Source organism: Dickeya sp. ws52 (genome assembly GCF_007210685.1).
Taxonomy (GTDB): Bacteria; Pseudomonadota; Gammaproteobacteria; order Enterobacterales; family Enterobacteriaceae; genus Dickeya; species Dickeya chrysanthemi.
The window spans coordinates 66,431-91,253 of sequence record NZ_SZVX01000016.1 but is presented as its reverse complement, the minus strand read 5'-3'; the positions used below and the strand labels follow the sequence as shown (position 1 = coordinate 91,253).

Here is a 24,823-nt window from a genome sequence, read left to right as displayed (position 1 = left end):
CTCCCTTATTGTGGTCTCAGCATGGCGATCATGAAGTCTTTGGCGCTTTCCACCTTGCTTTGCTGGATAGCGGCCGCCGGATCGACGTGCTTCGGACACACTTCAGAGCAGTAACCGACGAAGGTACAGGACCAGACGCCGTTGTCGCCGTTCAGTTGCGGCATACGCTCTTTCTTGCCGTGGTCGCGATTGTCCAGATTGTAACGGTGCGCCAGCGTAATCGCGGCGGGACCGATGAACTCCGGATTCAGGCCGAACTGCGGGCAGGCGGCATAGCACAGCCCACAGTTGATGCAACCGGAGAACTGATGGTATTTCGCCATCTGAGCCGGGGTCTGTGTGTTCGGGCCTTGGTCCGGTGTGCGTTTGTTGCCGATGATATACGGCTTGATGGCTTCCAGACTTTCGATGAAGTGGGTCATGTCCACCACCAGATCGCGTTCGATCGGGAAGTTACCCAGCGCTTCGATCTTCATACCGCCGGTGTAGTCGCGCAGGAAGGTTTTACAGGCCAGCTTCGGCACGTTGTTGACCATCATGCCGCAGGAACCGCAAATCGCCATACGGCAGGACCAGCGATAAGACAGGTCCGGCGCCAGGTTGTCCTTGATGTAGCCGAGCGCATCCAGCAGCGAGGTTTCACGGGTATAGGGCACGTCGTAAGTTTCGAAGTGCGGGGCGTTATCCTGCTCCGGGTTATAGCGCATGACTTCCATTTTCAGGGTTTTCATATCAGCCATTCGCTTGCTCCTTCTTGTTTTTCTCCTGAGCTTCCGCTTCGGCGCCGTAAACACGTTTCGCCGGCGGCAGCTTGGTGATCTTCACATCGCTGTATTCCAGGCGAGGTGCGCCTTCCGGGTTATAGAACGCCAGCGTGTGCTTCAGGAAATTGACGTCATCACGCTCGGTGCAGCCTTCATCCAGACGCTGGTGCGCGCCGCGTGACTCTTTGCGGTTGATGGCGGAGTGCGCCATACATTCGGCAACGTCCAGGCTGTGACCCAGTTCGATGGTATAGAGCAGATCGGTGTTGAACACGCTGGAGCGGTCGGTGATTTTCACGCGTTTGAAGCGTTCTTTCAGCTCCGCCAGTTTATCGACGGTTTTCTGCATCAGGTCGGTGGTACGGTAGATACCACAGCCTTCTTCCATCGACAGCCCCATTTCGTCGCGGATTTTGGCCCAGCTTTCGGTCCCTTCCTGCTTCATCAGTGCGTGCAGGCGTTGTTCCACGTCTTTCGCTTGCGCATCCAGCGCGCCGGCATTGGCCGGTGCTGCTGATTGCGAACGTTCTACGGCTTTTTCACCGGCAACGCGGCCGAACACCACCAGTTCCGCCAGCGAGTTGGAGCCGAGACGGTTGGCGCCGTGCAGACCAACGGACGAACATTCGCCGACGGCGAACAGGCCCTGAATACGGGTTTCACACTGCTGGTCGGTTTCGATGCCGCCCATGGTGTAGTGCGCGGTGGGGCGAATCGGAATCGGCTCTTTGACCGGGTCGACGCCGACGTAGGCTTTCGCCAGTTCGCAAATGAACGGCAGACGCTCTTTGAGTTTCTTCTCGCCCAGATGACGCAGGTCGAGGTAGACCACGTCGCCCAATGGGGTGGATACGGTACGCCCGGCGCGCCATTCGTGCCAGAAAGCTTGCGACACTTTATCGCGCGGCCCCAGCTCCATGTATTTGTTTTTCGGTTCGCCCAGCGGCGTTTCCGGTCCGAGGCCGTAGTCTTGCAGATAGCGGTAGCCGTCTTTGTTGACCATGATGCCGCCTTCGCCACGGCAACCTTCGGTCATCAGGATACCGGAGCCCGGCAGGCCGGTGGGGTGGTACTGGACGAACTCCATGTCGCGCAACGGTACGCCGTGACGGAAGGCCATGCCCATGCCGTCGCCGGTAACGATGCCGCCGTTGGTGTTGTAGCGATAGACGCGACCGGCACCGCCGGTCGCCATCACAATGGCGTTGGCGCGAATCTGAATCAGCGACCCTTCCATCATGTTGATGGCGACGACCCCGCGGGCGTGCCCGTCATCCACCAGAATATCCAGTACGAAATGCTCGTCGAAACGCTGAATCTGCGGGTATTTCAGAGAAGTCTGGAACAGGGTGTGCAGCATGTGGAAACCGGTCTTATCCGCGGCAAACCAGGTGCGTTCGATCTTCATCCCGCCGAAACGGCGCACGTTGACCGAGCCATCCGGCTTACGGCTCCACGGGCAGCCCCACTGCTCAAGCTGGGTCATTTCGCGTGGGCAATTCTGCACGAAGTGGTCCACCACATCCTGTTCACAAAGCCAGTCGCCACCGGCCACGGTGTCGTGGAAGTGGAAATCGAAGCTATCGTGATCCTGTGTGACCGCCGCCGATCCCCCTTCTGCGGCCACGGTGTGGCTACGCATCGGGTAGACTTTGGAAATCAGCGCAATCTTGAGTTGGGGATTTGCTTGCGCCGCAGCAATCGCGGCTCGTAAACCTGCTCCCCCGGCCCCGATAATGGCTAAATCGGCATTAAAGGTTTGCACTGCACGCCTCCAATTACTTAAGTTAAATAAATTAAATTAAGAAAATAATATGAAATCCAACGTCGTCACTTATTTTCTGCTTTAATTTCCAGGACATTAAATCGAGTGAAAAATATCTGAACTACCTATAAAGAGAGAGTCAATCACTCTTTTTTTGTATGGGAATGATTATAGCGATTTGAAGATGTCTTAAATTTGATGTGATCCAGTATTTTGCTGTTTTTTAATATCTGCACGGACATATTCCGGAAAACGTGACGGGAAATGTGATTTATTCATAAATAACACTTTTATTTCTTTAATAATCTCGACAAATCAAATTGAAGAAAAGCTCCCGCCGGATAAATTTGTCTGGCCAGAAGGATGCGGGTAGACTGCTCCTCCAGTTTGAGTGTGGAGTGGAAATCATGAGCGAAACGGTCAGTTGGCAGCCTAGCGCCCCTGTCGCCAACCTGTTGAAACGAGCGTCGATAATGAAAGAAATCCGGCGTTTCTTCTCAGATCGCGGCGTGTTGGAGGTGGAAACGCCGGCCATGAGTCAGGCGACGGTAACGGACGTGCATCTGTTTCCATTCCAGACCCGTTTTGTCGGCCCCGGCGTCGCCGATGGCATGGCGCTGTACCTGATGACCAGCCCGGAATATCACATGAAACGCCTGCTGGCGGCAGGTAGCGGGCCGATTTACCAATTGTGCCGCAGTTTTCGCAATGAAGAGTCCGGCCGTTACCACAATCCTGAATTCACCATGCTGGAGTGGTATCGCCCGCACTACGATATGTACCGCCTGATGAACGAAATGGATGACCTGTTGCAACAGGTGTTGGAGTGCGACGGCGCGGAAATGCTGTCTTACCAGCAGGCGTTCCAGCGTCATCTGGAAGTAGATCCGTTGTCGGCGGACAAAGCGCAATTACGCGAAGCGGCGGAAAAAATCGGCGTCGGTGATGTGGCGAACCGGGAAGAGGATCGCGATACCCTGTTGCAGTTGCTGTTCGCGTTTGGCGTGGAGCCGCAAATCGGCCGTGATAAACCGGCGTTCGTCTACCATTTCCCGGCTACGCAGGCGGCGCTGGCGGAAATCAGCACCGAGGATCACCGGGTGGCGGAGCGATTCGAGGTGTATTACAAAGGCGTCGAGCTGGCCAACGGTTTTTGCGAACTGACCGACGGCAAAGAGCAGCGTCAACGCTTCGAGCAGGATAATCGCAAGCGTGCCGCGCGCGGCCTGCCGGTGCAGCCGATTGACGAAAACCTGCTGGCGGCGTTGGCCGCGGGTATCCCGCCGTGTTCCGGCGTGGCGGTAGGTGTGGATCGTCTGGTGATGCTGGCGCTGAACGCCGAGTCTATCGGCGAGGTGATGGCGTTTACGGTCGATCGCGCCTGATACCGTTTTCTCTTCTTAATTATTCTGTCTTGTCGGAAATCACTGCCTACCGTGAAATTGTTGGCAACCTTTTGAGACGAAGGTGTTTTCGGCGTTAAAAACTATGCTGAGGCGCTTACCTTCGCCGGGTGAGCGGCATGGATGCCGCGAAAGCCCGTGCCGTGCCGGGAGCACGTCACGGGCGACCCGAAAAGCGAAGGCAAACGCCGAAGGTAGCGCGTAGCGCCATAGTTTAGCCTCCAGCCAGTGGTCAAGGAGAGGCGGCGTGTGAGCCTCTCCTTGTCGTGCGTGCGATAACGTCGCAAAGGGATAACGATGCTATCACGCACGAAACCTTCCACTGCTCTGACAGACTTTTGCCAATAAACGACGACAACTGAATTACAACCCACCAGCAGTGCGGGTGGCGGTCGCGGCGTTGCGCCCGGCTACCTGCACCGAGTCCATCTGCACCTGGAACGGCGGGAACGGCATCACCAGATTATGCTCGCGGTAGCTTTCCAGAATCAGTTGGTGCAGTTCGTGGCGTAGCGGCATTCGGTGGCCCATTTCGGCGGCGAAAATACGCAGTTCGAAAATCTGGATGCCCTGACGCAGGTCCACCAAAAACACTTCCGGCGGCGGGTTATCCAATACCAGCGAGCAGCGTTTCACCGCATCCAGCAACAGCGTGGTGACCTCTTGTGAATTGGCGTCGGCAGGCGCCGGAATAGTCAGAACCACGCGAGTAACCGAATCAGACAGCGACCAGTTGATGAACTGTTCGGTGATAAAAGCCTTGTTGGGCACGATGATCTCTTTGCGATCCCAGTCGGAGATAGTGGTGGCGCGAGTGTTGATGCGCATCACGCTGCCGGTCAGATCGCGAATGGTCACGGTATCGCCGATGCGGATCGGTTTTTCGAACAAAATGATCAGGCCGGAGATGAAGTTGGCGAAGATCTCCTGTAAGCCAAACCCCAGCCCTACGCCGAGCGCCGCCACCAGCCACTGCAATTTCGACCATTCGATACCGATCAACGAGAACCCCATCAGCCCACCCACCAGCATCATCAGGTACTTGCTGACGGTGGTAATGGCGTAGCCGGTACCGGGCGACAGTTCGATATGCTGCAACACCGCCAGCTCCAGTAGTGCGGGCAGGTTTCGCACCAACTGCGTGGTGATGACAAACACCAGCAGCGCGATCAGTACCGAGCCCAGCGTAATCGGCTGCACGCTCTCCACGCCTTTCACCGTACTGGTAACATCCCACAGGCTGATGTTTTCCATAAACGCAAACGCAGAATGGATTTCCGACCACAGCGCAATCACCGACACCAGCGCGATCAAGGTCAGGATCGATCGCACCAGTTTCAGCGAGCGGGCGCTGATGGCGTCCAGATCCACCACCGGTTCTTCCACCACGTCGCCGTTGGCTTCGTGTGACGACGGGTTGGCTTCTTCCTCGCCGCGGGCGCGTTGCGCCAGCATGTCCGCCCGGCGCTGTCTGGCGCGGTCAAAAGCGATGCGGCGGCGCTGAATCCACATCCAGCGGCGGATGATGTGGTAAATCACCAGCAGGAAGAACCAGATGGCGACCGAGGTTTCCAGCCGCGCCAGCAACGCCTGCGAGGTAGTGAGGTAGCCCAGACAAGACGCCAGCGCGGCGATCAGCGGAATGCAGATCATCAGATTCCACATCGCGCGGTTCACCGGGTTTTCGCCGGATCCCTCTTTATCCAGATACAGCGGAATACCCGCACGTTTCAGGCTGGTAGTCACCAGACTGAGCGCCATACACAGCAAGATAAAACACAGCCGCCCGAGCGTACTGGAAAATTCCCGATCGTTGAGGTTATCGAAAGTGATCAACGCCATCACCAGCGGCACGATAAAGCCGATGGAGAGACGGTAGTAGCGCATAGCACGCGCCACCTGCTTCGGCGACCAGCCAAAATGTACGATGAACAACCCCTGACGATGCGAAAAGGCGGCGCAGACCATCACCACCCACATCAACGGCACCGTGGCGGTGACGCTGTCGCCGATCGCGACGGCGACCGGGTAAGGCCAGGCACTTTGCAGGCCGTAGCCGAGGGCGGCCCACAGCACCGGCAACGGCATGGCCACCATCACCGACCAGAATACCGTACGCAGCGTGAGCATGAAGTAATCGAGCGTGACCTTGCCGACCCGGCTGCTGGCACGCTCAAGAAAGGCGTGGTAATGGCGGCGCGAGCTGATACTCAACCCAACCAGCAGCAACGCGGCCAACAGCGGCAATAGCGTACTTTGGCTGGTGGCCATCATCAGCATCGCGCCGCTGAGCTGGGTGAGGGTATCCAGCGAGAGCAGGCGCGACAGATCGCGCAGCAGGTTAAGCGGGTAGGCAAAACCGATCGGATCGACATCCGCCACCCAGAAGAGATAGCGGTGCGCCGCGTCGCGGATCTCTATCAACGCGTCTTCGAGCTGGCTGCTGGCGACCTTGAGTTTGGTCAGCTCCAGAATCTGGGTATCACAGCCGGAGATCAATGACGTGAGCAGATCGCGCTGGGTTCGCAGTTGATCGTTGACGATCTTTTGCTGAGCGCTGGTCAATGGCGCGCCGTTGTCTTGTCGGGCGGGCTCGCTGTTTGCCGGCAGTTTGTTGAGTTGGTCTTCGTAATGCAGGCGCTGGGCGCGCAACTGCGCCATGTCGCCGTCTAACTGCTGTGGCTTGGGCATTTCCGGCAGTCGCGCTACCTGCGCGCGCAGGGTTTCGCCCAGCGCCGGCGAGGAGCCGAGCCACTGCGCTTGTTCACGCAGCGTGCTCAACGCCTGGCGTACCTGTAGCGTTTGGGCGGCGGTCTGGCGCTGGCGGGCGGCTATTTGATCCATGCGCTGCGCCTGCTGGTTCAGCGCCATGGAAAGATCGCGGTTGGTTTGCAGCAAGCCGGCGACCGCCGCAGGTAGCTGACCTTCCTGCTCCGCCAGTTGCTCGGTTCGTTCCAGGGCTTGTTCCGCCTCGCGCTGACGCAAGGTGTTCAGCGTGCTGCGCAGCAACTGGAGTTGATTATCCAGCCGGTCACGTCGTTTTTTGTAGACATCCGCCTGTAGGCGCGACAGTTCCTGACGGTTGCTGGCGGAAAGCTGCGCCAGTTCCAGCTCTTCCAGCCGGCTTTTGCGCAACGCGGCTTCGGCCTGCAAGGCGGCCAACTGCGCCTGGCCTAATGGGGTGGCGGGATTACCCAGCGCCTGCACGCGCCGTTCGACATCGCTCAGCGCGCGGTTGGCTTCGGTTTGCTGCTGCGGCAATTGGGCCAGCGAGTCGCTGATTTCCCGTTGATGATCCTGCTCCTGTTGTAACTGGCGACTCTGCTCCAGCAGTTGGCTGCCAAGCTGGACAATCTGCTGCTCCAGGTCGTTAACCGAGGTGGTTTTAGGCGGCGCGGCGGGTTTCGCGTCTTCCGCCTCCAACTGCTGGCGCAGGTCGCGGGTCAGTTTGGGGAAATCATCGATCGCCCGCTGATACTGGTCGGCCCGCTGGCGAGTCTCCCGGCGTTCATCCAGCAACCGCAACGCCGATTGCAGCTCTTTGACGATGTCGGCTTGCGCCGGGGCGCTCTTGTTGGTTTCGGCTTGCTGGAGATCCTGTTTCAGTTGCGTTTCGTCAGGCAACTGGGCGGCCGGCGACGTGGTTGATAACAGGCATCCCATCAGGAAAATCAGAATCAGACGCACGGCTGGCCTCCTCAGGTGTGGCGATGGGGTCAGGGGGTGGTGTCGGTATCGTCGTTAGCGCTCATGCGTGTCTGGATCTCTTCATCCAGCGCTTCGGCCATCGCTTCACCCATGCGGGTCACGCTCTGGCTAGCCAAACCGGGCATGAACTGTATACGGTCTTTCACGAACAGGTTAATCACCGTAGAGCCGAGTTTGAAACGGCCCATTTCATCGCCTTTTTCCAGAATGACGGCGCCTTCGCCTTCCATTGGGTAGGCCCAGCGTTTGATGATGCCTTCACGCGGCGGCGTAACCACTCCCGCCCAGACGGTTTCGATGCTGCCGACGATGGTCGCGCCGACCAGAATCTGCACCATCGGGCCGAATGGCGTATCGAACAGGCAAATTACACGTTCGTTGCGGGCGAACAGGTTCGGCACGTTGGCGGCGGTCAGCGGGTTAACGGAAAACAGGTCGCCCGGTACATAGATCATATCGCGCAAAATACCGTCGCACGGCATGTGCACGCGGTGGTAATCACGCGGGGAGAGATAAGTCGTGACGAACAAGCCGTCGCGGAACAGATCGGCGATAATGTAGTTGCCGGCCAGCAGCGCTTCCAGCGAGTAGTCATGCTGTTTGGCCTGCAAAATCCGGTCGTCGTCGATGGTGCCTAACTGGGAAATGGCGCCGTCGGCGGGGAAAACCAGCCGGTTCGGCAGCGGATCAGCCGGGCGGATACCCGGTTTCAGCGGGCGCACGAAGAAATCGTTGAAAGTACGGTAGGACGCCGTATCCGGTTGCTGCGCTTCCTGCATGTTGACCTTATAGATGCGGGCAAACAGGTCAATCACCAGTTTGGTGATCATACCGGCCTGGCGGTCAGCTCCCCAGCCGGCCAGTTGCGTCAGCCAGACCTTCGGGAGCAGATGTTGTAGAGCAATCTTGATTCTGTCCAGCACAGTGAGCCTCGTCGTTTTCTAAGGGTACGCCGTAAAAAGGGGCGCATTGTAGCGGTGGATACGATAAATGTCAGTTATCCGAAGCAGAAAAGGATTTACGCGTTTTTACCTGCGCCATGCTCTCAAGGATGCGATGGTAATTGTCGAAACGCTCTGCCGCTATTTCCCCGCGTTCCAGTGCGGCGCGGATAGCGCAGCCGGGATCGGTATCGTGCTTACAGTCGCGGAATTTACAACTGCCCAGGTAGTCGCGGAACTCGACAAAACCACGAGTGACCTGCTCCGGCTCCAGATGCCACAGGCCGAATTCCCGCACGCCCGGCGAATCGATGACATCGCCGCCGTGAGGGAAGTGATACAAACGTGCAGCGGTGGTGGTGTGTTGGCCGAGTCCGGACGCATCGGACACGTCGTTGACCAAAATTTTGGCGTCGTCAGGATAGAGCAACGTGTTGAGCAAACTCGACTTGCCGACGCCGGACTGCCCGGCAAAGATACTGACGCGGCCGGTAAGTGCGGCTTCCAGCTCGGCGACGCCCTGCTGAGCGTGGCTGGATACCATCAGCACCCGGTAGTGCAGGGCGCGATAAATATCCATCACCTCTTCCACAAACGCCCGGCCTTCGTCATCCAGCAGATCTATTTTGTTGAGCACGATCAGCGGCTCGACTTCCAGCGTTTCGCAAGCCACCAGATAGCGGTCGATAATATTGAGCGATAGCTCCGGCAAAATAGCGGAAACGATCACGATCTGATCGATGTTGGCGGCAATCGGTTTAAGACCGTCATAATAATCCGGGCGGGTCAGCACCGACTGGCGCGGATGCACCGCTTCGACGATGCCGCTGATGCCGGCCAGCGTTTCGTCGCCGGCGCGCCAGACCACCCGGTCGCCGGTGACCAGCGAGTGAATGGTGCGGCGAATGTTGCAGCGATGTAACTTGCCATCCGGCGCTTCCACATCGGCATGCATACCGAAACGGCTGATGATGATGCCTTCCTGCGGTTCGCCTAACTGGTTGTCATCCCACTCGACCTTGCTGTCGACATGCTTCAGGCGGCGCTGATGGTTGGCGCTGACTCGCCGTTGCTGACCTTTTGACAGTTTCTTTTTACTCACGCAGTCTCTCTTGGTTCGACGCTTATCGCCGGTGGCGATGGAAGCGACTATAATACACGCTATTTTATTTTAATTAACCGCCGCCGGGCCTGTCAGCCTGGCGGTGGAGAAACTTTCAATCGCAATGGCGATACGGGAATAGCGACGATGGTAAATGAAAACAACCTGATCTGGATCGATTTGGAAATGACGGGGCTGGATCCTGAACGGGATCGGATCATCGAGATCGCAACGCTGGTGACCGATGCCAACCTGAACATTCTTGCGGAAGGCCCGACGTTGGCGGTACATCAGTCAGATAGCCAACTGGCGCTGATGGATGAATGGAATGTCCGTACTCATACCGCCAGCGGGTTGGTCGAGCGGGTGAAAGCCAGCGCTTATGACGACCGTGCCGCCGAGCTGGAAACCTTGCGTTTTCTGCAACAGTGGGTGCCGGCAGGTAAGTCGCCGATTTGCGGTAACAGCATCGGGCAGGATCGCCGTTTCCTGTTTCGCTACATGCCGGAACTGGAGGCTTACTTCCACTACCGTTATCTGGACGTCAGTACGCTCAAGGAACTAGCGCGCCGCTGGAAACCGGAAATGCTGGCCGGGTTTAAAAAGCGCAACACCCACCAGGCGCTGGATGATATCCGTGAATCGGTGGCGGAACTGGCGTACTACCGCGAACACTTTATTCAGTTGTAACGGATTTCGGTCGTCATGGCGGCAGGCGATGTGACGGCATGGTATGGCCGGGGCGGTTACCGAATGGAAAGCGTGATCCATCAACCGGCTTTGTTGCTATACCACCCGGCTTTGCCGTTATTTTCGACGAATTGTTGTTTTTATCTGCGCTTGAACACTATTTTTTGTCAGAGGGGTTGCGGGAGAGAAAGTTTCTCGTATAATTCGCTCCCCGTAACGACAGCAAATTTATGCAACGTTACGCCACACCTCTGCGGGAATAGCTCAGTTGGTAGAGCACGACCTTGCCAAGGTCGGGGTCGCGAGTTCGAGTCTCGTTTCCCGCTCCAAATTTCATCGTGTAGATGGCTGTCTACAGGATGCAGAAAACCACCGAAAGGTGGTTTTTTTGTTTTACGCCTATCCGTTTTCCCCGATTTACCCCTTAGTTTTTGGCGATTCCGGTTGGTACGGAAGATTGTCATGAGGCACATCTATAAGTTCAAAAAGTATCACGCTACACCCGCTATCACTTTCTTCCTTGCAAAAACGTAACAATATTTGATGTTTATCAGTAAAATGTTGGCTATTCCCCAATGATCTTTGAATGTGATTTTTTTATCATTCAGAGATAAAAATAATTAAAATTTATTATCTTGGGTGTTTTGAGGTTGTTTTTTACTATATGGCGTACCTGGCCGATTTTTAAACTCATCCATAAATAAGATAAATATGACTTCTGAACGCAGCAAAGTACAAGAATGGTCGGCCGAAGGGGTGCTTGACGAAATTCAGAAACTGAATGCTGATATGAAAGATCGCTCTCTGGCGTTTATCTTGGGGGCTGGCGCGTCGGTTACCTCCGGCATACCGGCGGGCGGCGATTTGGCAAATACATGGCTGCAGGAAATATATCTTCGCCAGTGTTTGGATCAAAAAAGCAAGTCTTTGGAAGTGTGGGCTGCCGGGGCGCTCGGTATCCCTAACTTTCAACTCTCTGATGCAGCTACACACTATTCAAAAATATTCGAACTCCGCTTTACCGGAGACCCTAAATCCGGCTATGCCGCGCTGGAGGCGGCAATGGAAAAAGCGGAACCGGGGCTGGGGTACTCAATATTGGCGAAAATCCTCGCGGAAACCCGGCACAAAGTGGTAGTGACGACTAATTTCGATAATCTGGTTGCCGATGCGTTGGCTATCCTCGCGTTACAGCATCCATTAATCGTTGGTCACGAATCGCTTGCGGGGTTTGTTCGCCCCCAACTTCCCCGGCCTTTAGTGGCAAAAATTCATCGTGACTTACATTTGCACCCCAAAAATGATCCAAACGGTGTGGATACCCTTGAAAAAGGATGGGAAGAGGCGCTGCGCGGACTGTTTCAGCACTATACGCCGTTAGTCATCGGCTACGGTGGCAACGATGGTAGCCTGATGGGGCTGCTGGAAGGACTACCCGTTGGTCATATCCCTGGACGCCTGTTCTGGTGCTACCGGGAAGGCGATCGGCCACAAGGGCATATTCTGGACATCATTGCCCGGCACAATGGGGTTCTGGTGGCCGTCGCCGGTTTTGATGAGTTCATGGTACAGATAGCTCAAAAGTTTTTCGAGAAATTCAATCTCGAAAGTATTGCCCAAGGTATTGAAGAACTTGGCAAAGAACGTGCAAAGCGCTATCAGGAACAGGCTGATAAGTTACTTGAGCAAATCGCCAAACCGGATGCTGCATCTCATTCGCCAACGGCGGACAAAGCCCGCCAGTCGATTTCTGAAGCAAGCCACGACGATAATAAGTGGTGGAGCTGGACATTGCGCGCACAAGCCGCGAGTGATTCAGATAAACGGGACGCTATTTATCGTAGCGCCCTACAGACTTTACCGGATAGCCCGGAACTTCTCGGTACCTATGCCAATTTCCTTGCTGATCAACGTAAGGACTATGTTCAGGCTAACGAAATGTATCAGAAAGCGTTAATGTTAGAGCCTAATGATGTAACCACCGTCAGAAATTATGCAATTTTTCTTGCCTACCAGTATAAGGACTCTGCTCAGGCTGAGAAAATGTATCAGAAAGCGTTAGAACTAGATCCAAAACGAGCAACTGTTATTGGTGATTATGCGACTTTTCTTGCTTTTCAGAGTAATAACTACGACAGCGCCGAAATAATGTATCAGAAAGCGTTAAAGTTAGAGCCGGAAAACGTAACTATTATCGGAAATTATGCGAGTTTCCTTTCTGATAAACGTAAGGATTATGTTCAGGCTGAAGAAATGTATCAGAAAGCATTAAAGTTAGATTCGAAAAGCTTAACTATTGTCGGAAATTACGCGAATTTTCTTGCTATTCAAGGTAAGGACTATGATAAAACCGAGACGATGTATAAGAAGGCGATGGAGCTAGCACCAAATGATGCAAACCATTTCAGCAATTATTGTTCGTGGTTATTGATCAAGGGTGATACCGTTTCTCTGCAGCAATTGCCTGATTTAATTAAGCGGGTGATTCAACTTTCTCAAAGCAATATCTCTCAGGCTTTGGCCGAAGCCCTGCTTTATGGCTGCTTGTATTCGGAACTGACCGCTGAAGCGCTGGACAAGCATCTTGGCTACCTCAAAAAGGTACTCAGCACCGGGTTTGAAAGAGGTCTCTGGGACTTTACTGCAATTTTCGAGGCAGTATTACCAAAGATAAATCAGGAACGGTGGGAATTTTACCGTGCGCTGGGCACTGCAATATTAGATGCTGATAGTGTGCCCGCACTGGATGACTTTGATCTTTGGCGTGACGTTACACCATCCGATCCCTTCGCTTCCTGATTGACCTTAGCACTACTACAAAAACCACCGAAAGGTGGTTTTTTTGTGCCTGCTGTTTAGTGCTCGCTAATCATATTGCTTGCGGCCCGCCGTCTGGCTATTACGCCATTGTTGATCCTCACGGTAAATTTATAATCGGGTTCTTGCCTCTCATCGCCTTTCCATTTTTGCTGATTGACTATACTTGCCAACATTACTAGGGCTAATCGGTGAAAATTCAGGGGCTTGTTCTTGATGCCTTCTGATTTTGCACACACCTTCGCACAATCAAGGCAGGTTAGTGTGAACAATTTCAATTACTCCGTTTTCCGTCGGGCGCTGGGGCTGCTGACGGTTTGCGTGCTGGCTTATCATGTGCAAGCGCAGGCCGACGACCCGTTATTGCTTAATCCGGCGCATCCTGGTCAGTTGGCGGTATCGTCGGACAATCAGGCGCGTGGGATAGTGGTGGCGGTGGAGCAGGCGACGATTTCCAGTGATCTGGCCGGGCGTATCGTAGAAATGCCGTTCCGGGAAGGAGAATCGTTCAAAAAAGGCGATTTGTTGGCGCGTTTTGACTGCGCTATCTATCAGGCGCAGTTAGCGGCTTCGCAGGCGGCGATGCGGGCGGCACAGGCGGAACTGGATCAGAATCAGCAACTGGCGCAGTTGAAATCGGTGGGTAAACATGCCGTGTCTTTGTCCGCTGCGCGTCTGGCGCAGGCGCAGGCGGAAAGCCAGGTCTATCAGATTCAGGTTAACCGTTGCCGTATTGCGGCGCCGTTTGACGGGCAGGTGGTCAAGCGGCGCGCGCAGGCGTATGAAAGCGTAGCGCCAGGGGCACCGGTGCTGGATATCGTCAACAATCGCCATCTTGAAATTAACCTGCTGGTGCCATCTCGTTGGTTGCCCATACTCAAGTCCGGCCTGGCTTTCACGTTTACGCCGGATGAAACCGGCACGCCGTTACAAGCCCGCGTTGCCCGCCTGGGGGCGCGCATCGACGAAAGCAGCCAGACCCTCGGTCTGACCGGCGTTATCGAAACCCAAGACGCCGCGCTGATGGCCGGTATGAGCGGTACGGCCCATTTCCCGGAGAAACCGTGAGTACGACACCTCCCGTTTCCAGCGAGCGTATCTTCGCCCGTTTTTTAGACATTGAACGTCAGGCGCGTTCGGCAGATGCCGCCGAAGCGCTGGCGTACTGCATCGTCAACGACAGCCAGACGCTGTTCGGTTTCCGTCATGCCGCCCTGGTGATTAATGGGACGGTACGGGCGGTGACCGGCGTCACCCAGCCGGCTCCCCATGCGCCTTTTGTGGCGTTTATCGAACGGGCCTGTGTGCAGTTGCAGCGAGCTCAACGGCATGAGCAGTGCGTGGTGGTGGAGGCGGCATGGCTGGATCAACAAAGCCGCAATGACTGGCTGGCGTTATCGGCGCCCGAAGTGTTGTGGACGCCGCTGAAAGACAGGCAAGGGCGTCTGTTCGGCGGCATCTGGTATGCCCGTGAACAGCCCTGGCAGCCGGCCGAGCAATTACTGGTTGAACAACTGGCGCATACGTTCAGCCATGCCTGGCTGGCGCTGGAGCCGCAACCGGTCTGGCGGCGCACGCGTCGGCGCTGGAAACTGGCTGTCCCGCTGCTGGTGGCCGTTGGGTGCCTGTTTATTCCGGTGCGCCAATCGGTACTGGCGCCGGCCGAGGTGATTCCGCTCAACGGGCGTGTAGTGGCGGCACCGTTGGACGGCGTGATTCAGGCGTTTGCCGTTCAGCCGAATCAGGGGGTACGCAAGGGCGATCTGCTGGTGCGTTTCGACGATACCACGCTGAAAGCGCAGGCGGATGTCGCCGAACGGGCGTTGAACGTCGCGGAGGCGGAATACCGCGCCAGTTCGCAACGTGCCTTTCAGGATACCGATTCCAAGGCCAGGCTGGATTTTCTTGCCGCGCAGGTGGCGCAAAAGCGTGCCGAGCGCGATTATGCCAACGCCTTGCTGGGCCGCACCGAGATTCGTGCGGAGCGGGACGGTATTGCGGTGTTTGCCGATGCCGAACGCTGGACCGGAAAACCGGTTCGTACCGGCGAACGACTGATGGATTTGGCTGATCCGGCTTCCGTGTCGCTACGTATCGAGCTGGATGTCGGCGATGCGATTCGGCTGGAACCGAACGCGCCGATCACCTTGTTTCTTGATAGCGACCCGATAACGCCGCATGGCGCGCTGCTGGATCGTATTGCGTATGAATCGGAACAAACCCCGGCGGGCAATCTGGCCTATCGGCTGGATGCCCGTTTTAACGGCGAACCGCCGCGCATCGGGTTACGTGGTACGGCGAAAATCTCGGGTGAATACGTGCCGCTGGCGGTGTATCTGTTCCGGCGGCCGCTCGCCGTGTTACGTCAGTCGGTTGGATTATGACCAATGGCGGAACGGGGCATTTTTTGCCCGCACTGAGAACGGATCTGCAACTGGTGGAGTCGGCGACTGGCCTCGACGGTGCGCCGCAATGGTTGCTGGCCGACCCGGTTACCGGGCGTTATTTCACGCTGACGCCTTCGGCAATTCGCCTGTTGCGCCACTGGTCGCTGCGCCATCCGCAATCGGTGCTGGAGGCGGCTAACCGTGAACCGGGTCTGCCGTTGCAGGGCCGCGAGCTGGAGCAGTTATTGCGGTTTCTGCGCAATCACGATCTGATAGCCGCCAGCGACCCGGTGCAACGACAAGGGTATGCCATCAAGGCGGCGGCATTGCGTGTCAGCCTGTGGAAAACCCTGCTACACCAGTATCTGTTTTTTCGCATTCCGCTATGGCGACCGGACCCATTGCTCAATCGTTGCTGGCCCTGGCTGCAACGTTACGGCCTGCTATTCCTGCGGGTGGTATTACCGTTAATACTGCTGCTGGGGGGCTTTCTGGTCAGCCGTGACTGGGTGCGCTATACCCACTCGTTTCCTCACCTGTTCAGCCTGCAAGGGATGGCGGCTTTCGGCATCGCGCTGGTCTTCGCCAAATTTATCCACGAGTTGGGACATGCTTTTATGGCTAAGCGTGCCGGTTGCCGGGTGCAGACCATGGGCGTGGCGTTTATCGTGCTATTCCCGTTGTTTTATACCGATGTCAGCGATGCCTGGAAACTGAAGGATCAGCGCGCCCGGTTATTGATAAGCGCCGGCGGTATTCTGGCGGAACTGATGCTGGCTTGCGTTGCGTTACTGGCCTGGGCGCTGTTGCCTGATGGACCGGTACGTACCGCCGCCTTCATGCTCTCCAGCGCCACCTGGATAACCACGCTGGTGGTTAACCTCAACCCTCTGATGCGTTTTGACGGGTACTTTTTGCTGAGCGATTTCTGGCGGGTGGAAAACCTGCAGGAACGCGCGTATGCCCTGTGCCGATGGCGGCTGCGCGAGGTGTTGTTTGGTTATGGTCATCCGGCACCGCAGACCTGGTCGCCGCCGATGCGGCGCAAGCTGTTGATATGGGGTTATGCCTCATGGATATGGCGCTTTTTCCTGTTTTTCGGTATTGCGCTGATGGTGTATCACTTTTTCATTAAGGTGGTCGGCATTGTGTTGATGTCGGTGGAGATTGGCTGGTTTATCGCGCTGCCGATCGTTAAGGAGGCCCGTATCTGGTGGTCCATGCGTAAGAATGCTCATCCCGTCAGCCTGTTGCGTTCAGGGCTGATTGTGGCGGCGGTACTGGTGTCGCTGCTGTTTCCCTGGCGCGGCAGTATCCGTATTCCCGCCGTACTGGAAGCGGAAAACGTCAGTGCGCTGTATGCGCCGATTCCTGCACAGGTCAAAGCGTTATACGTCGCCGACGGCCAGCAGGTGCAAGCCGGTGAAAAACTGCTGGAGCTGACATCGTCCGATTTGGACTACCGCATCAATATCGAACGTCGGCAAATTGCCGTTTTGCAACAGCAGCGGCAGCGGGGAGCCGGGCGTCAGGAAACCGCCAGTGAAACCCAGGTGCTTGATCGTCAACTGGCGGAATCGTTGGCCCGCTATCGGGGGCTGGATGCGCAACGCCAGCGGTTGTCTCTCACCGCGCCGCAAGCCGGGCAGGTGAGAGATATGGCGCGGGATATGACGGAAGGTCGCTGGCTGACCACCGACATGCCCTTGTTACGCGTTGTTGAGCAAGGCGCCGGAAAAGTGCAGGGGTATTTGCCCGAAGATTCTCTGACGCGCGCAAAAGCGGGCATGACGGGCGCTTTTATCGCCGATGACCCGGCTTATCCCCGTCTGGCGGTACAACTGAAAGACATCGCGCCCACCGGTACGGCCTGGTTACAGCAGGAAATGCTGGCGTCCGATCGCCACGGCCCGATCGCTGTGCGTCGCGACAGGGATCATAACCCTCAGCCTGTCCAGGCGCAGTACCGTGTGCGTTTCGCGGTTCAGGAGGGGCAGTTCTCGCCACCGCAACAGCCGTTACGAGGCAGCGTGATACTGGAAGGGGAAAAGGAATCCATTTTGGGTGCGGTGTGGCGTCGAATTGCCGCGCTGGGAATTCGGGAAAGTGGTTTCTGATAGTGTGGAAACGGGGCCTTTTAAGGCGTCATACGGTTAATCTTATTAAATTGTTTTTTATGTGATGGTAACGGGGATAATTTTGTTTTCGCCAGCGGAAAATCTCTCCTGCGTAGACTATGTTCTTATTGTAGTTAGCTTCCTGATCACGACATCGTTCTATTGCATGACATCCTGATTGCCCTGCCCTCTGGGGGTACAACAGCATGATTACAATTATCAGATGCGCTTCACTATTCGGTGAGGCCGCCATCTGCCTAAGGAGAGATGTGTATGAAGCGTGCCCAACGTTTTTTTACCCAATCAGCCATTGCTGCGGCACTGAGTGTCGGTATGTTTCTACCGCAAGCGGCGCTCGCCTGTAATGGGGCGGGTGATGAGTTTATTGGCAGCGTTTGCTATATGGCTATCAGGTATTGCCCTGAGGGGTACTTGCCCGCCGATGGCCGAACGTTGAACGTCAATGGTTATCAGGCGCTCTATTCACTGATTGGCAATATCTACGGCGGTACAGCCCCGACGACCTTTAGTCTACCCGATCTGCGCGGCAAAACCGCGATCGGTACAGGTACGGTAGCCACTCAATCAGGTAATGTCACTTACACGCTCGGTAAAGCCATTGGTCAGGAAACTGCAATAGGAAACGGCAGCGGATCGGTCGTTCTCAACGCCTCGCAAGTACCTCCGCACACCCACCCGGCGACACTGTCGCTGAGTGGAACCAGCAGTACGGTTTCCCTTCCGCTTTCCGGCAGCATCACCAATCTGCCTTTTAATGCCGTTGCCAGCCTTGGTGTCATCGGGATTGCCAAAATCGGCTCATCAACCACGGTCAGCAGAAGCGTCAATCTGACCGATAAAGCCTTACTAACCTCTGTCAGCGGGCCTGCTGCGTTGCTCTACGCGCCAGCGGGTGCGGCCAACGACAGGCAACTGGGGCCGGATGGCAGCGTAACAGGCACCGCCAGCGGTTCAGTCGCCGGAACAGCCAGCGGCGGTCAGTTATCAGGGTCGGCGGCCGGCACGGTCACCCTGCCGTTAACGGGTACGGTGAATGTTGGAGCCAATGTCACGACACCCAATCCTGTGGTGATACCTGTGTCGATATCGGTGCCGGTGCGTGACCCTTCATTGCCACTGACGGCCTGTATCGCGGTGACAGGTCTTTATCCGGTCAATCCCGGCTGATTTGGTTTTTGCGTAGGGCGGCAGCGTGTTGTTGCCGCCCGTCATTGGCAAGGATGAAATTGAAAGGAATGCCTGTAACCTGATTGCTGTTATCTTTTTGTTTAAAAAGGATTTTCTTGGGTTTCTGGAGTGATTGTCGAAACATGAACAGTATCTCGGGGGGTTCTCTATGCGATGGCGTCATCTGTTCGGTAACCGTTACTTATTCAGTAACAAACGCAGTAACCCGGCCCGTTCTGTTGAGCTAACTGCCGATATGCCGTTGGGGTATGCGCTGGAAGCTCGCATGTTGTTTGATGGGGCTATTGCCGCCACTGTGGATCAGACCAACTCCGCCCAAAACACCACGACCGCCACCACGGATACGGCAGTGCACGCCGACGACAGCCACGCACAGAACAGCGCCGGTCAGACTGATTCATCCAGCCGGGACAGCGGCACCAAAGACACTGCTACTAAAGACACCTCTACCGATGGCGAGAGGGTGGCCGTCGCGGGCGAGACTGTACAGACGCACAAAGAGGTCGTTTTCATCGATACCTCGGTGGCGGATTACCAGACGTTGGTCAATCAGGTGCCTGCCGGAACAGATGTGGTATTGCTGGACAGCAGCAAAGATGGCCTGACCCAAATGGCGGCATGGGCGCAAACCCACAGCGGCTATGACGCGATTCATATCATCAGTCATGGTAGTGAAGGGCAGGTTTCACTGGGAACGTTGACGTTAAATACGACGACGGCAGCGTCACGCTCCGCTGATTTGGCGACGCTGGGTTCAGCCTTGACGAATGATGGGGATCTGTTGCTGTACGGGTGTGATGTAGCAAGCAATACAGGGGCTGAGTTTCTTACTAAAGTGGCCGACTTAACAGGCGCTGATGTGGCCGCGTCGACTGATGCCACTGGGGCATCAACGCTTGGTGGTGACTGGACGTTAGAGGCTGTTAACAAGGATGGCATCATTGATAGCCATGGTTTGTTGTTCAGCCATTATAGTTACCTGCTAGATACGCTGACCTTTGGTGATACCGGCCATGAAAATGAATTTAGCTACGGATCGTCCACATTCACTCGTGTAGTGAATAGCGCGACGTTCACCTTTACTTCTGTCGATGCCTTTGGTAATGCGACCTATTCCGGCAGGGACTACCTTTATAATTCTGATAGCCCCAATAATCAGACGGAGGTGACGCTTTCAGTTACAGGTTATACTTTTGATATTAATTCGTTCAAATACTATGCGGAGTCCCAGTCGAGCAGTGAAGTCGCGCCTACCGTCACGATCATTGTGACATATGCGAATAATTCAACGGCTACGGCATCATTTCTTGCTACACAAGATAGCGAGCAAATCGTTTCAAACTTCTCATTCAATAATGGCCAAACGACGATTAACGACGTTATCTCGGTGACGATTAAAGCCAGTAATGGCTCATCGATCCCTTCCTTCGGTATGCAGGATCTGGTGATCAATGATGTCAGAGCCATCACGTCACAAGACTCGACCTCCACGCTGACCGCCGGCGCAGCCAGCGAGGCGACCACGTTTTCTACCACGGCGACCTCGGCGGGCAGCGCCACCTCGCTGCTGGATTTTACGATAGCCGACCCAGGGACGTCCGACGGGGCCGCCACGACCGTCAGCGCGTTATACGCCAACGTCAGTGGAAGCGCGACATCATCAGAATTGAGCCAGATGACCTTCCTGCTCAGCGGCCCCGATGCCACTAACGTGGTGGGTACGTACAATAGCGGCACTGGCAGAGTCACGTTTTCCGGGCTTAATGTGTCGATTGCCGACGGCGGCAGCGAAACCTACACCATCAAAGCCTATTACAACGACAGCATCAGCAGTAGCGACATCACTGACCACCACACGGTGGTACTGTCCATCAATGCCAGCAACGTGACCACCGGGTCGGGAAGTTCCACTTTTGCCGGCAGTCAGGCCAACGTGACGAGCGGTAGCGGCGCCAGTATTGATGTGGCGGCGACCCAACTGGTTTATAACCAGCCGCCGTCCACTTCCGTGGTCAGCGGCATTAACTTTACCACCCAGCCGGTGGTGTACGCCGTTGACGCTCGCGGCAATATCGACACCGATTTCAATAGCTCGGTAACCCTGAGCGAAAATGGCAGCGGCTCGCTGACCGGCACCACTCAGGTGACCGCCTCAAACGGTATTGCTACCTTTAGCGGTGTGAAGTACACCTCGGCCAGCGACGCCGATGCTAACTTCGTGCTGACGGCGGCGTCCGGTAGCCTAGTCAGCGCCACATCTGCGTCGATCAATCCGGATGTGGTGGCGACGCGACTGGTTTTTTCCACCCAGCCCGTCCCCACGACGATTCAGAACGGACAAAGCACCAACTTTACTACCGTACCGGTCGTTCAGGCGGTTGATGCGAATGGCATAGTGGATCAGGATTACACCACTAATATCGTGCTCTCGGTGACTGACCCTAACGACAGTGTCGTCGATGGTACGATCAATAGCCTGACGGTTACTTCCGGCGATCAGGATGCCAGCGGCACAACGGTGACATTAACGCCGTCTGGCGGTATCGCCACCTACACCGGCCTGATTATCCAGTACACCAACAGCGGCAGCGCCAATACGCTGGCGCTGCGCGCCACATCAGGTGGCCTGACGGCGATCAACAGTTCGTCGATAACCTCAACCACCAACGCCGCCCCCGTATTCAGCAACCTGAATGGCGGAGCCACCTATACCGAAAATGGCAGCGCGGTGGTGATGGATAATAATGTCACCGTCGCCGATACCGAACTCGACGCGCTTAACAGCGGACAGGGCAACTATAACGGCGCATCGATCACCATCGCCCGCAACGGTGGGGCGAACAGTGTCGATACCTTCGGCAATAGCGGACTGCTGGGGGCGCTGACGCAAGGGCAAAACTTCACGTACAACGGTACGACCGTGGGCAGCGTCACGACCAATTCGGGCGGTACGCTGACGCTGACGTTTAATAGCAATGCCACCTCGGCGATGGTAGATACCGTGCTGCAATCCCTGACCTATGCCAACAGTTCTGACGATCCACCGGCCAGCGTCACCCTGAACTGGACCTTTAACGACGGCTCGCTCAACAGTAGCGGCAGCAATCAGGCGGTACTGAGCATCACGCCGGTCAACGATGCGCCGGTCATCAGCAACACGTCGGTCAGCAAAACCTTCAATGAGGATAGCGCGCAGACCTTCAGCGCCTCGGATTTCGGTTTCAGCGATGTGGATAGCGGCGACACGCTGCAATCCATCACCATCGTCACCGCGCCGACGGCGGGCGAGCTGTTTATTGACGCCAACAGCGACGGTGTGCGCGGCGTCGGCGATACATTGCTTGGCGACGGGGCGGTGGTCAGTGCGGCCAACATCGGCAAATTGACCTTCCGCCCGGCGGCGAATGCCAACGGCGCGGGTTATGCCACCTTCAACTGGACGGTCAGCGACGGCACGGCGTCGTCCGCAAATATGGGGACGATGACCCTCAACGTGACGGCGGTCAACGACGCGCCGGTCATCAGCAACACGTCGGTCAGTAAAACCTTCAATGAGGATAGCGCGCAGACTTTCAGCGCCGCCGATTTTGGTTTCAGCGATGTGGACAGCGGCAATACGCTGCAATCCATCACCATCGTCACCGGGCCGAGCGCCGGTGAATTGTTTATTGACGCCAACAGCGACGGAGTGCGTGGCGGCGGCGATACCTTACTGGGCAACGGGGCGGTGGTCAGCGCGGCCGATATCGGCAAGCTGACCTTCCGCCCGACCGCGAATGCCAACGGCGCGGGCTATGCCGCCTTTACCTGGAAAGTCAGCGATGGTACGGCGTTGTCCGGCAATACCGGGACGATGACCCTCAATGTAACGCCGGTTAACGATGCGCCAACGTTATCCAACGGCGTGACGGTCACCCTGACATCAACGACGGAAGACGTGACGTCGTCCGCTACTACGGTATCGTCGTTGCTCAGCAACGCGGGCTATGGCGATGTGGACAGCGGAGCATCCAGCGGCATTGCGATTACGGCGACGGCAGGGAACGGCGGCTGGCAATACTCCACCGACAGCGGGGCCAACTGGTTTTCTATCGGAACGGTATCCGGCTCATCGGCACTGTTGTTGAGCTCGACGGCACAGGTTCGCTATGTGCCGGACAGCGCCAATGGCGAAACCGCAACGCTGGGTTTCAGAGCCTGGGATCAAACCAGCGGTACTGCCACTGCGGGTGCCAGCAAGGGCCTGGCGGATACCTCGACGACTGGCGGCAGCAGTGCGTTCTCCACCAATAATGCACAGGCATCGTTGGTGGTAACCAGCGTGAATGACGCCCCGACCGTGGGGAGCCCGGTCAGTCTCCAAAGCGCCACCAAAGACACGGCGTTCAGTTTCACCGTACCTGGCGGTACTTTTGTCGATGTGGATAGTGGCGACACGTTGACGCTGAGCGCTACCCAGTCGGATGGTTCGCCGCTGCCGACCTGGCTGAGTTTTAACCCGTCAACCCGCACCTTCTCGGGTACGCCGGGCAGCAACGATGTGGGCAACCTGACCATCCGGGTGACGGCGACCGACGGCAGTAATGCGTCGGTCAGCACCACCTTTGGGCTGACGGTGAATAACAGTAATCTTCCTCCAGTCGTTTCCGTACCGGTGGCGGATCAGGCTATTGCGCAGAACGGCGGTTTCAGCTTTACCGTGCCGGCCGGCACCTTTACCGACCCGGATACCGGCGACACGTTGACGCTGAGCGCGACACAGGCGGATGGTTCGGCGCTGCCGGGCTGGCTAAGTTTTAACCCGTCAACCCGCACCTTCTCGGGCACGCCGGGCAACGGCGATGTGGGTAACCTGACCATCCGGGTGACGGCGACCGACGGCAGTAACGCCTCGGTCAGCACCACCTTCGGGTTGAACGTCACCAACGTTAATGATGCGCCGGTGGTATCCGGTTCGCTGGCTGCGCAGACGGTGGCACAGAACGGCGGTTTCAGCTTTACCGTACCGGCCGGCACCTTTACCGACCCGGATAGCGGCGACACGCTGACGCTGAGCGCCACCCAGGCGGATGGCTCGGCGCTGCCGGGCTGGCTAAGTTTTAACCCGTCAACCCGCACCTTCTCGGGCACGCCGGGCAACGGCGATGTGGGTAACCTGACCATCCGGGTGACGGCGACCGATGGCGGCAACGTATCGGTCAGCACCACCTTCGGGTTGGTCGTGGCCGCCGGTACAGTGGACGGCGGCGATCCGGAATTCAGGATCAATGGCGGCACGAGCGTGCAGCCGACGGCTACGCCCGTGCCGGTGGTGACGGTGGCGCCGGCGGCGCCGGTGACCTTAGGGGCGTTGTTCTCATCTACATCGCTCGGCGCGATGAATACCGGCGCCACCGCAGATAACGCAACGGCGGCGTCAACCATCTTTCAGGCTGCCCAACGTGCGCCACAAGTCAATAATGGCGCACCGGTCAGCCAGATAGCCGGCGCTTTTGTGCAGGGTGTCGTTTCCGGCGGCGCCAGTCTGTTTGACAGTTCGCTGGGGTCATTCCCAAGCTTTAACACCGGTGGCGCGTTGGGCGGCAGTTCTTCACTGGCGGGGCTGTTTTCGGGCATCACTCTGCCTTCTTTGTCGCCGATGGCGGTGTTCTCCGGCGGCAGTTGGCGCGACATCAACACAAACGGTGCGAATGCCAATACCAGCCGGTTAACTATCAGCCAGTTAACTACCGGCCTGGGCGCGATGCAATTCGCACCGGATCTGGAACAGCAGCTACAACATATTGGGGATGATACACAGCAGCGGCTGGCGGCGATGGAGCAGGCGTTGAATGATATCGGCCGGATCACCCGCGATAGACAACAAGGGTAAACAGAGCCTCGGGGAACGGTGTTTATGACAATAACAACAAGGGTCAGG

General features: G+C 56.6%; 13 protein-coding genes and 1 tRNA gene. 9 read left to right on the top strand and 5 right to left on the bottom strand.

Features of this window, described 5'->3' with window-relative positions:
* Nucleotides 1-5 precede the first annotated feature (5 nt).
* A complete protein-coding gene (locus tag FDP13_RS15765) occupies nt 6-740 on the bottom strand; it encodes a succinate dehydrogenase/fumarate reductase iron-sulfur subunit (RefSeq protein WP_012768154.1) in 735 nt (244 codons plus the stop codon).
* Complete coding sequence (frdA, locus tag FDP13_RS15760; protein ID WP_143839868.1) at nt 733-2,529, bottom strand: fumarate reductase (quinol) flavoprotein subunit; 1,797 nt, start codon at nt 2,527-2,529, stop codon at nt 733-735. Before frdA ends, FDP13_RS15765 begins: the two co-directional genes overlap by 8 nt.
* A gap of 407 nt (nt 2,530-2,936) precedes the next feature.
* Between frdA and epmA the strand changes: the two genes are divergently transcribed.
* On the top strand, nt 2,937-3,914 hold the full coding sequence (gene epmA, locus FDP13_RS15755; protein WP_012768156.1) for an elongation factor P--(R)-beta-lysine ligase: 978 nt from the start codon (nt 2,937-2,939) through the stop codon (nt 3,912-3,914).
* A 381-nt stretch (nt 3,915-4,295) separates the two neighbouring features.
* Here the strand turns inward: epmA and mscM are convergent, their stop codons facing one another.
* The 3 genes from mscM to rsgA form a co-directional block, all read right to left on the bottom strand.
* On the bottom strand, nt 4,296-7,619 hold the full coding sequence (gene mscM, locus FDP13_RS15745) for a miniconductance mechanosensitive channel MscM (protein ID WP_143839867.1): 3,324 nt from the start codon (nt 7,617-7,619) through the stop codon (nt 4,296-4,298).
* A gap of 29 nt (nt 7,620-7,648) precedes the next feature.
* Nucleotides 7,649-8,563, bottom strand: a complete 915-nt coding sequence (gene asd / locus FDP13_RS15740) for an archaetidylserine decarboxylase (RefSeq protein WP_143839866.1) — start codon at nt 8,561-8,563, stop codon at nt 7,649-7,651.
* Between the two features lie 70 nt (nt 8,564-8,633).
* Nucleotides 8,634-9,683: a small ribosomal subunit biogenesis GTPase RsgA gene (gene rsgA, locus FDP13_RS15735; protein WP_012768159.1), complete on the bottom strand. Its 1,050-nt coding sequence runs from the start codon at nt 9,681-9,683 to the stop codon at nt 8,634-8,636.
* A gap of 147 nt (nt 9,684-9,830) precedes the next feature.
* On the opposite strand from rsgA, the gene orn reads away from it, so the two are divergent.
* The 8 genes from orn to FDP13_RS15695 all read left to right on the top strand — a co-directional run bounded on the left by orn (nt 9,831) and on the right by FDP13_RS15695 (nt 24,775).
* Nucleotides 9,831-10,373 (top strand): oligoribonuclease, encoded by a 543-nt coding sequence (gene orn / locus FDP13_RS15730; protein WP_012768160.1) that lies wholly within the window; start codon nt 9,831-9,833, stop codon nt 10,371-10,373.
* 253 nt (nt 10,374-10,626) lie between these two features.
* A tRNA-Gly gene (locus FDP13_RS15725) sits at nt 10,627-10,702 on the top strand.
* 382 nt (nt 10,703-11,084) lie between these two features.
* Nucleotides 11,085-13,172: a hypothetical protein gene (locus FDP13_RS15720; RefSeq protein ID WP_143839865.1), complete on the top strand. Its 2,088-nt coding sequence runs from the start codon at nt 11,085-11,087 to the stop codon at nt 13,170-13,172.
* A 282-nt stretch (nt 13,173-13,454) separates the two neighbouring features.
* A complete protein-coding gene (locus FDP13_RS15715; RefSeq protein WP_143839864.1) occupies nt 13,455-14,258 on the top strand; it encodes an efflux RND transporter periplasmic adaptor subunit in 804 nt (267 codons plus the stop codon).
* The gene (locus FDP13_RS15710; RefSeq protein ID WP_143839863.1) at nt 14,255-15,574 is read left to right on the top strand and encodes an efflux RND transporter periplasmic adaptor subunit; all 1,320 of its coding nucleotides are present in this window, start codon (nt 14,255-14,257) and stop codon (nt 15,572-15,574) included. Before FDP13_RS15715 ends, FDP13_RS15710 begins: the two co-directional genes overlap by 4 nt.
* Complete coding sequence (locus tag FDP13_RS15705) at nt 15,571-17,694, top strand: HlyD family efflux transporter periplasmic adaptor subunit (protein WP_143839862.1); 2,124 nt, start codon at nt 15,571-15,573, stop codon at nt 17,692-17,694. The genes FDP13_RS15710 and FDP13_RS15705 overlap by 4 nt, the downstream gene beginning before the upstream one ends.
* A gap of 273 nt (nt 17,695-17,967) precedes the next feature.
* The gene (locus FDP13_RS15700) at nt 17,968-18,882 is read left to right on the top strand and encodes a phage tail protein (protein WP_033576784.1); all 915 of its coding nucleotides are present in this window, start codon (nt 17,968-17,970) and stop codon (nt 18,880-18,882) included.
* Nucleotides 18,883-19,051: 169 nt separating this feature from the next.
* The gene (locus FDP13_RS15695; RefSeq protein WP_143839861.1) at nt 19,052-24,775 is read left to right on the top strand and encodes a putative Ig domain-containing protein; all 5,724 of its coding nucleotides are present in this window, start codon (nt 19,052-19,054) and stop codon (nt 24,773-24,775) included.
* Nucleotides 24,776-24,823: the final 48 nt, after the last annotated feature.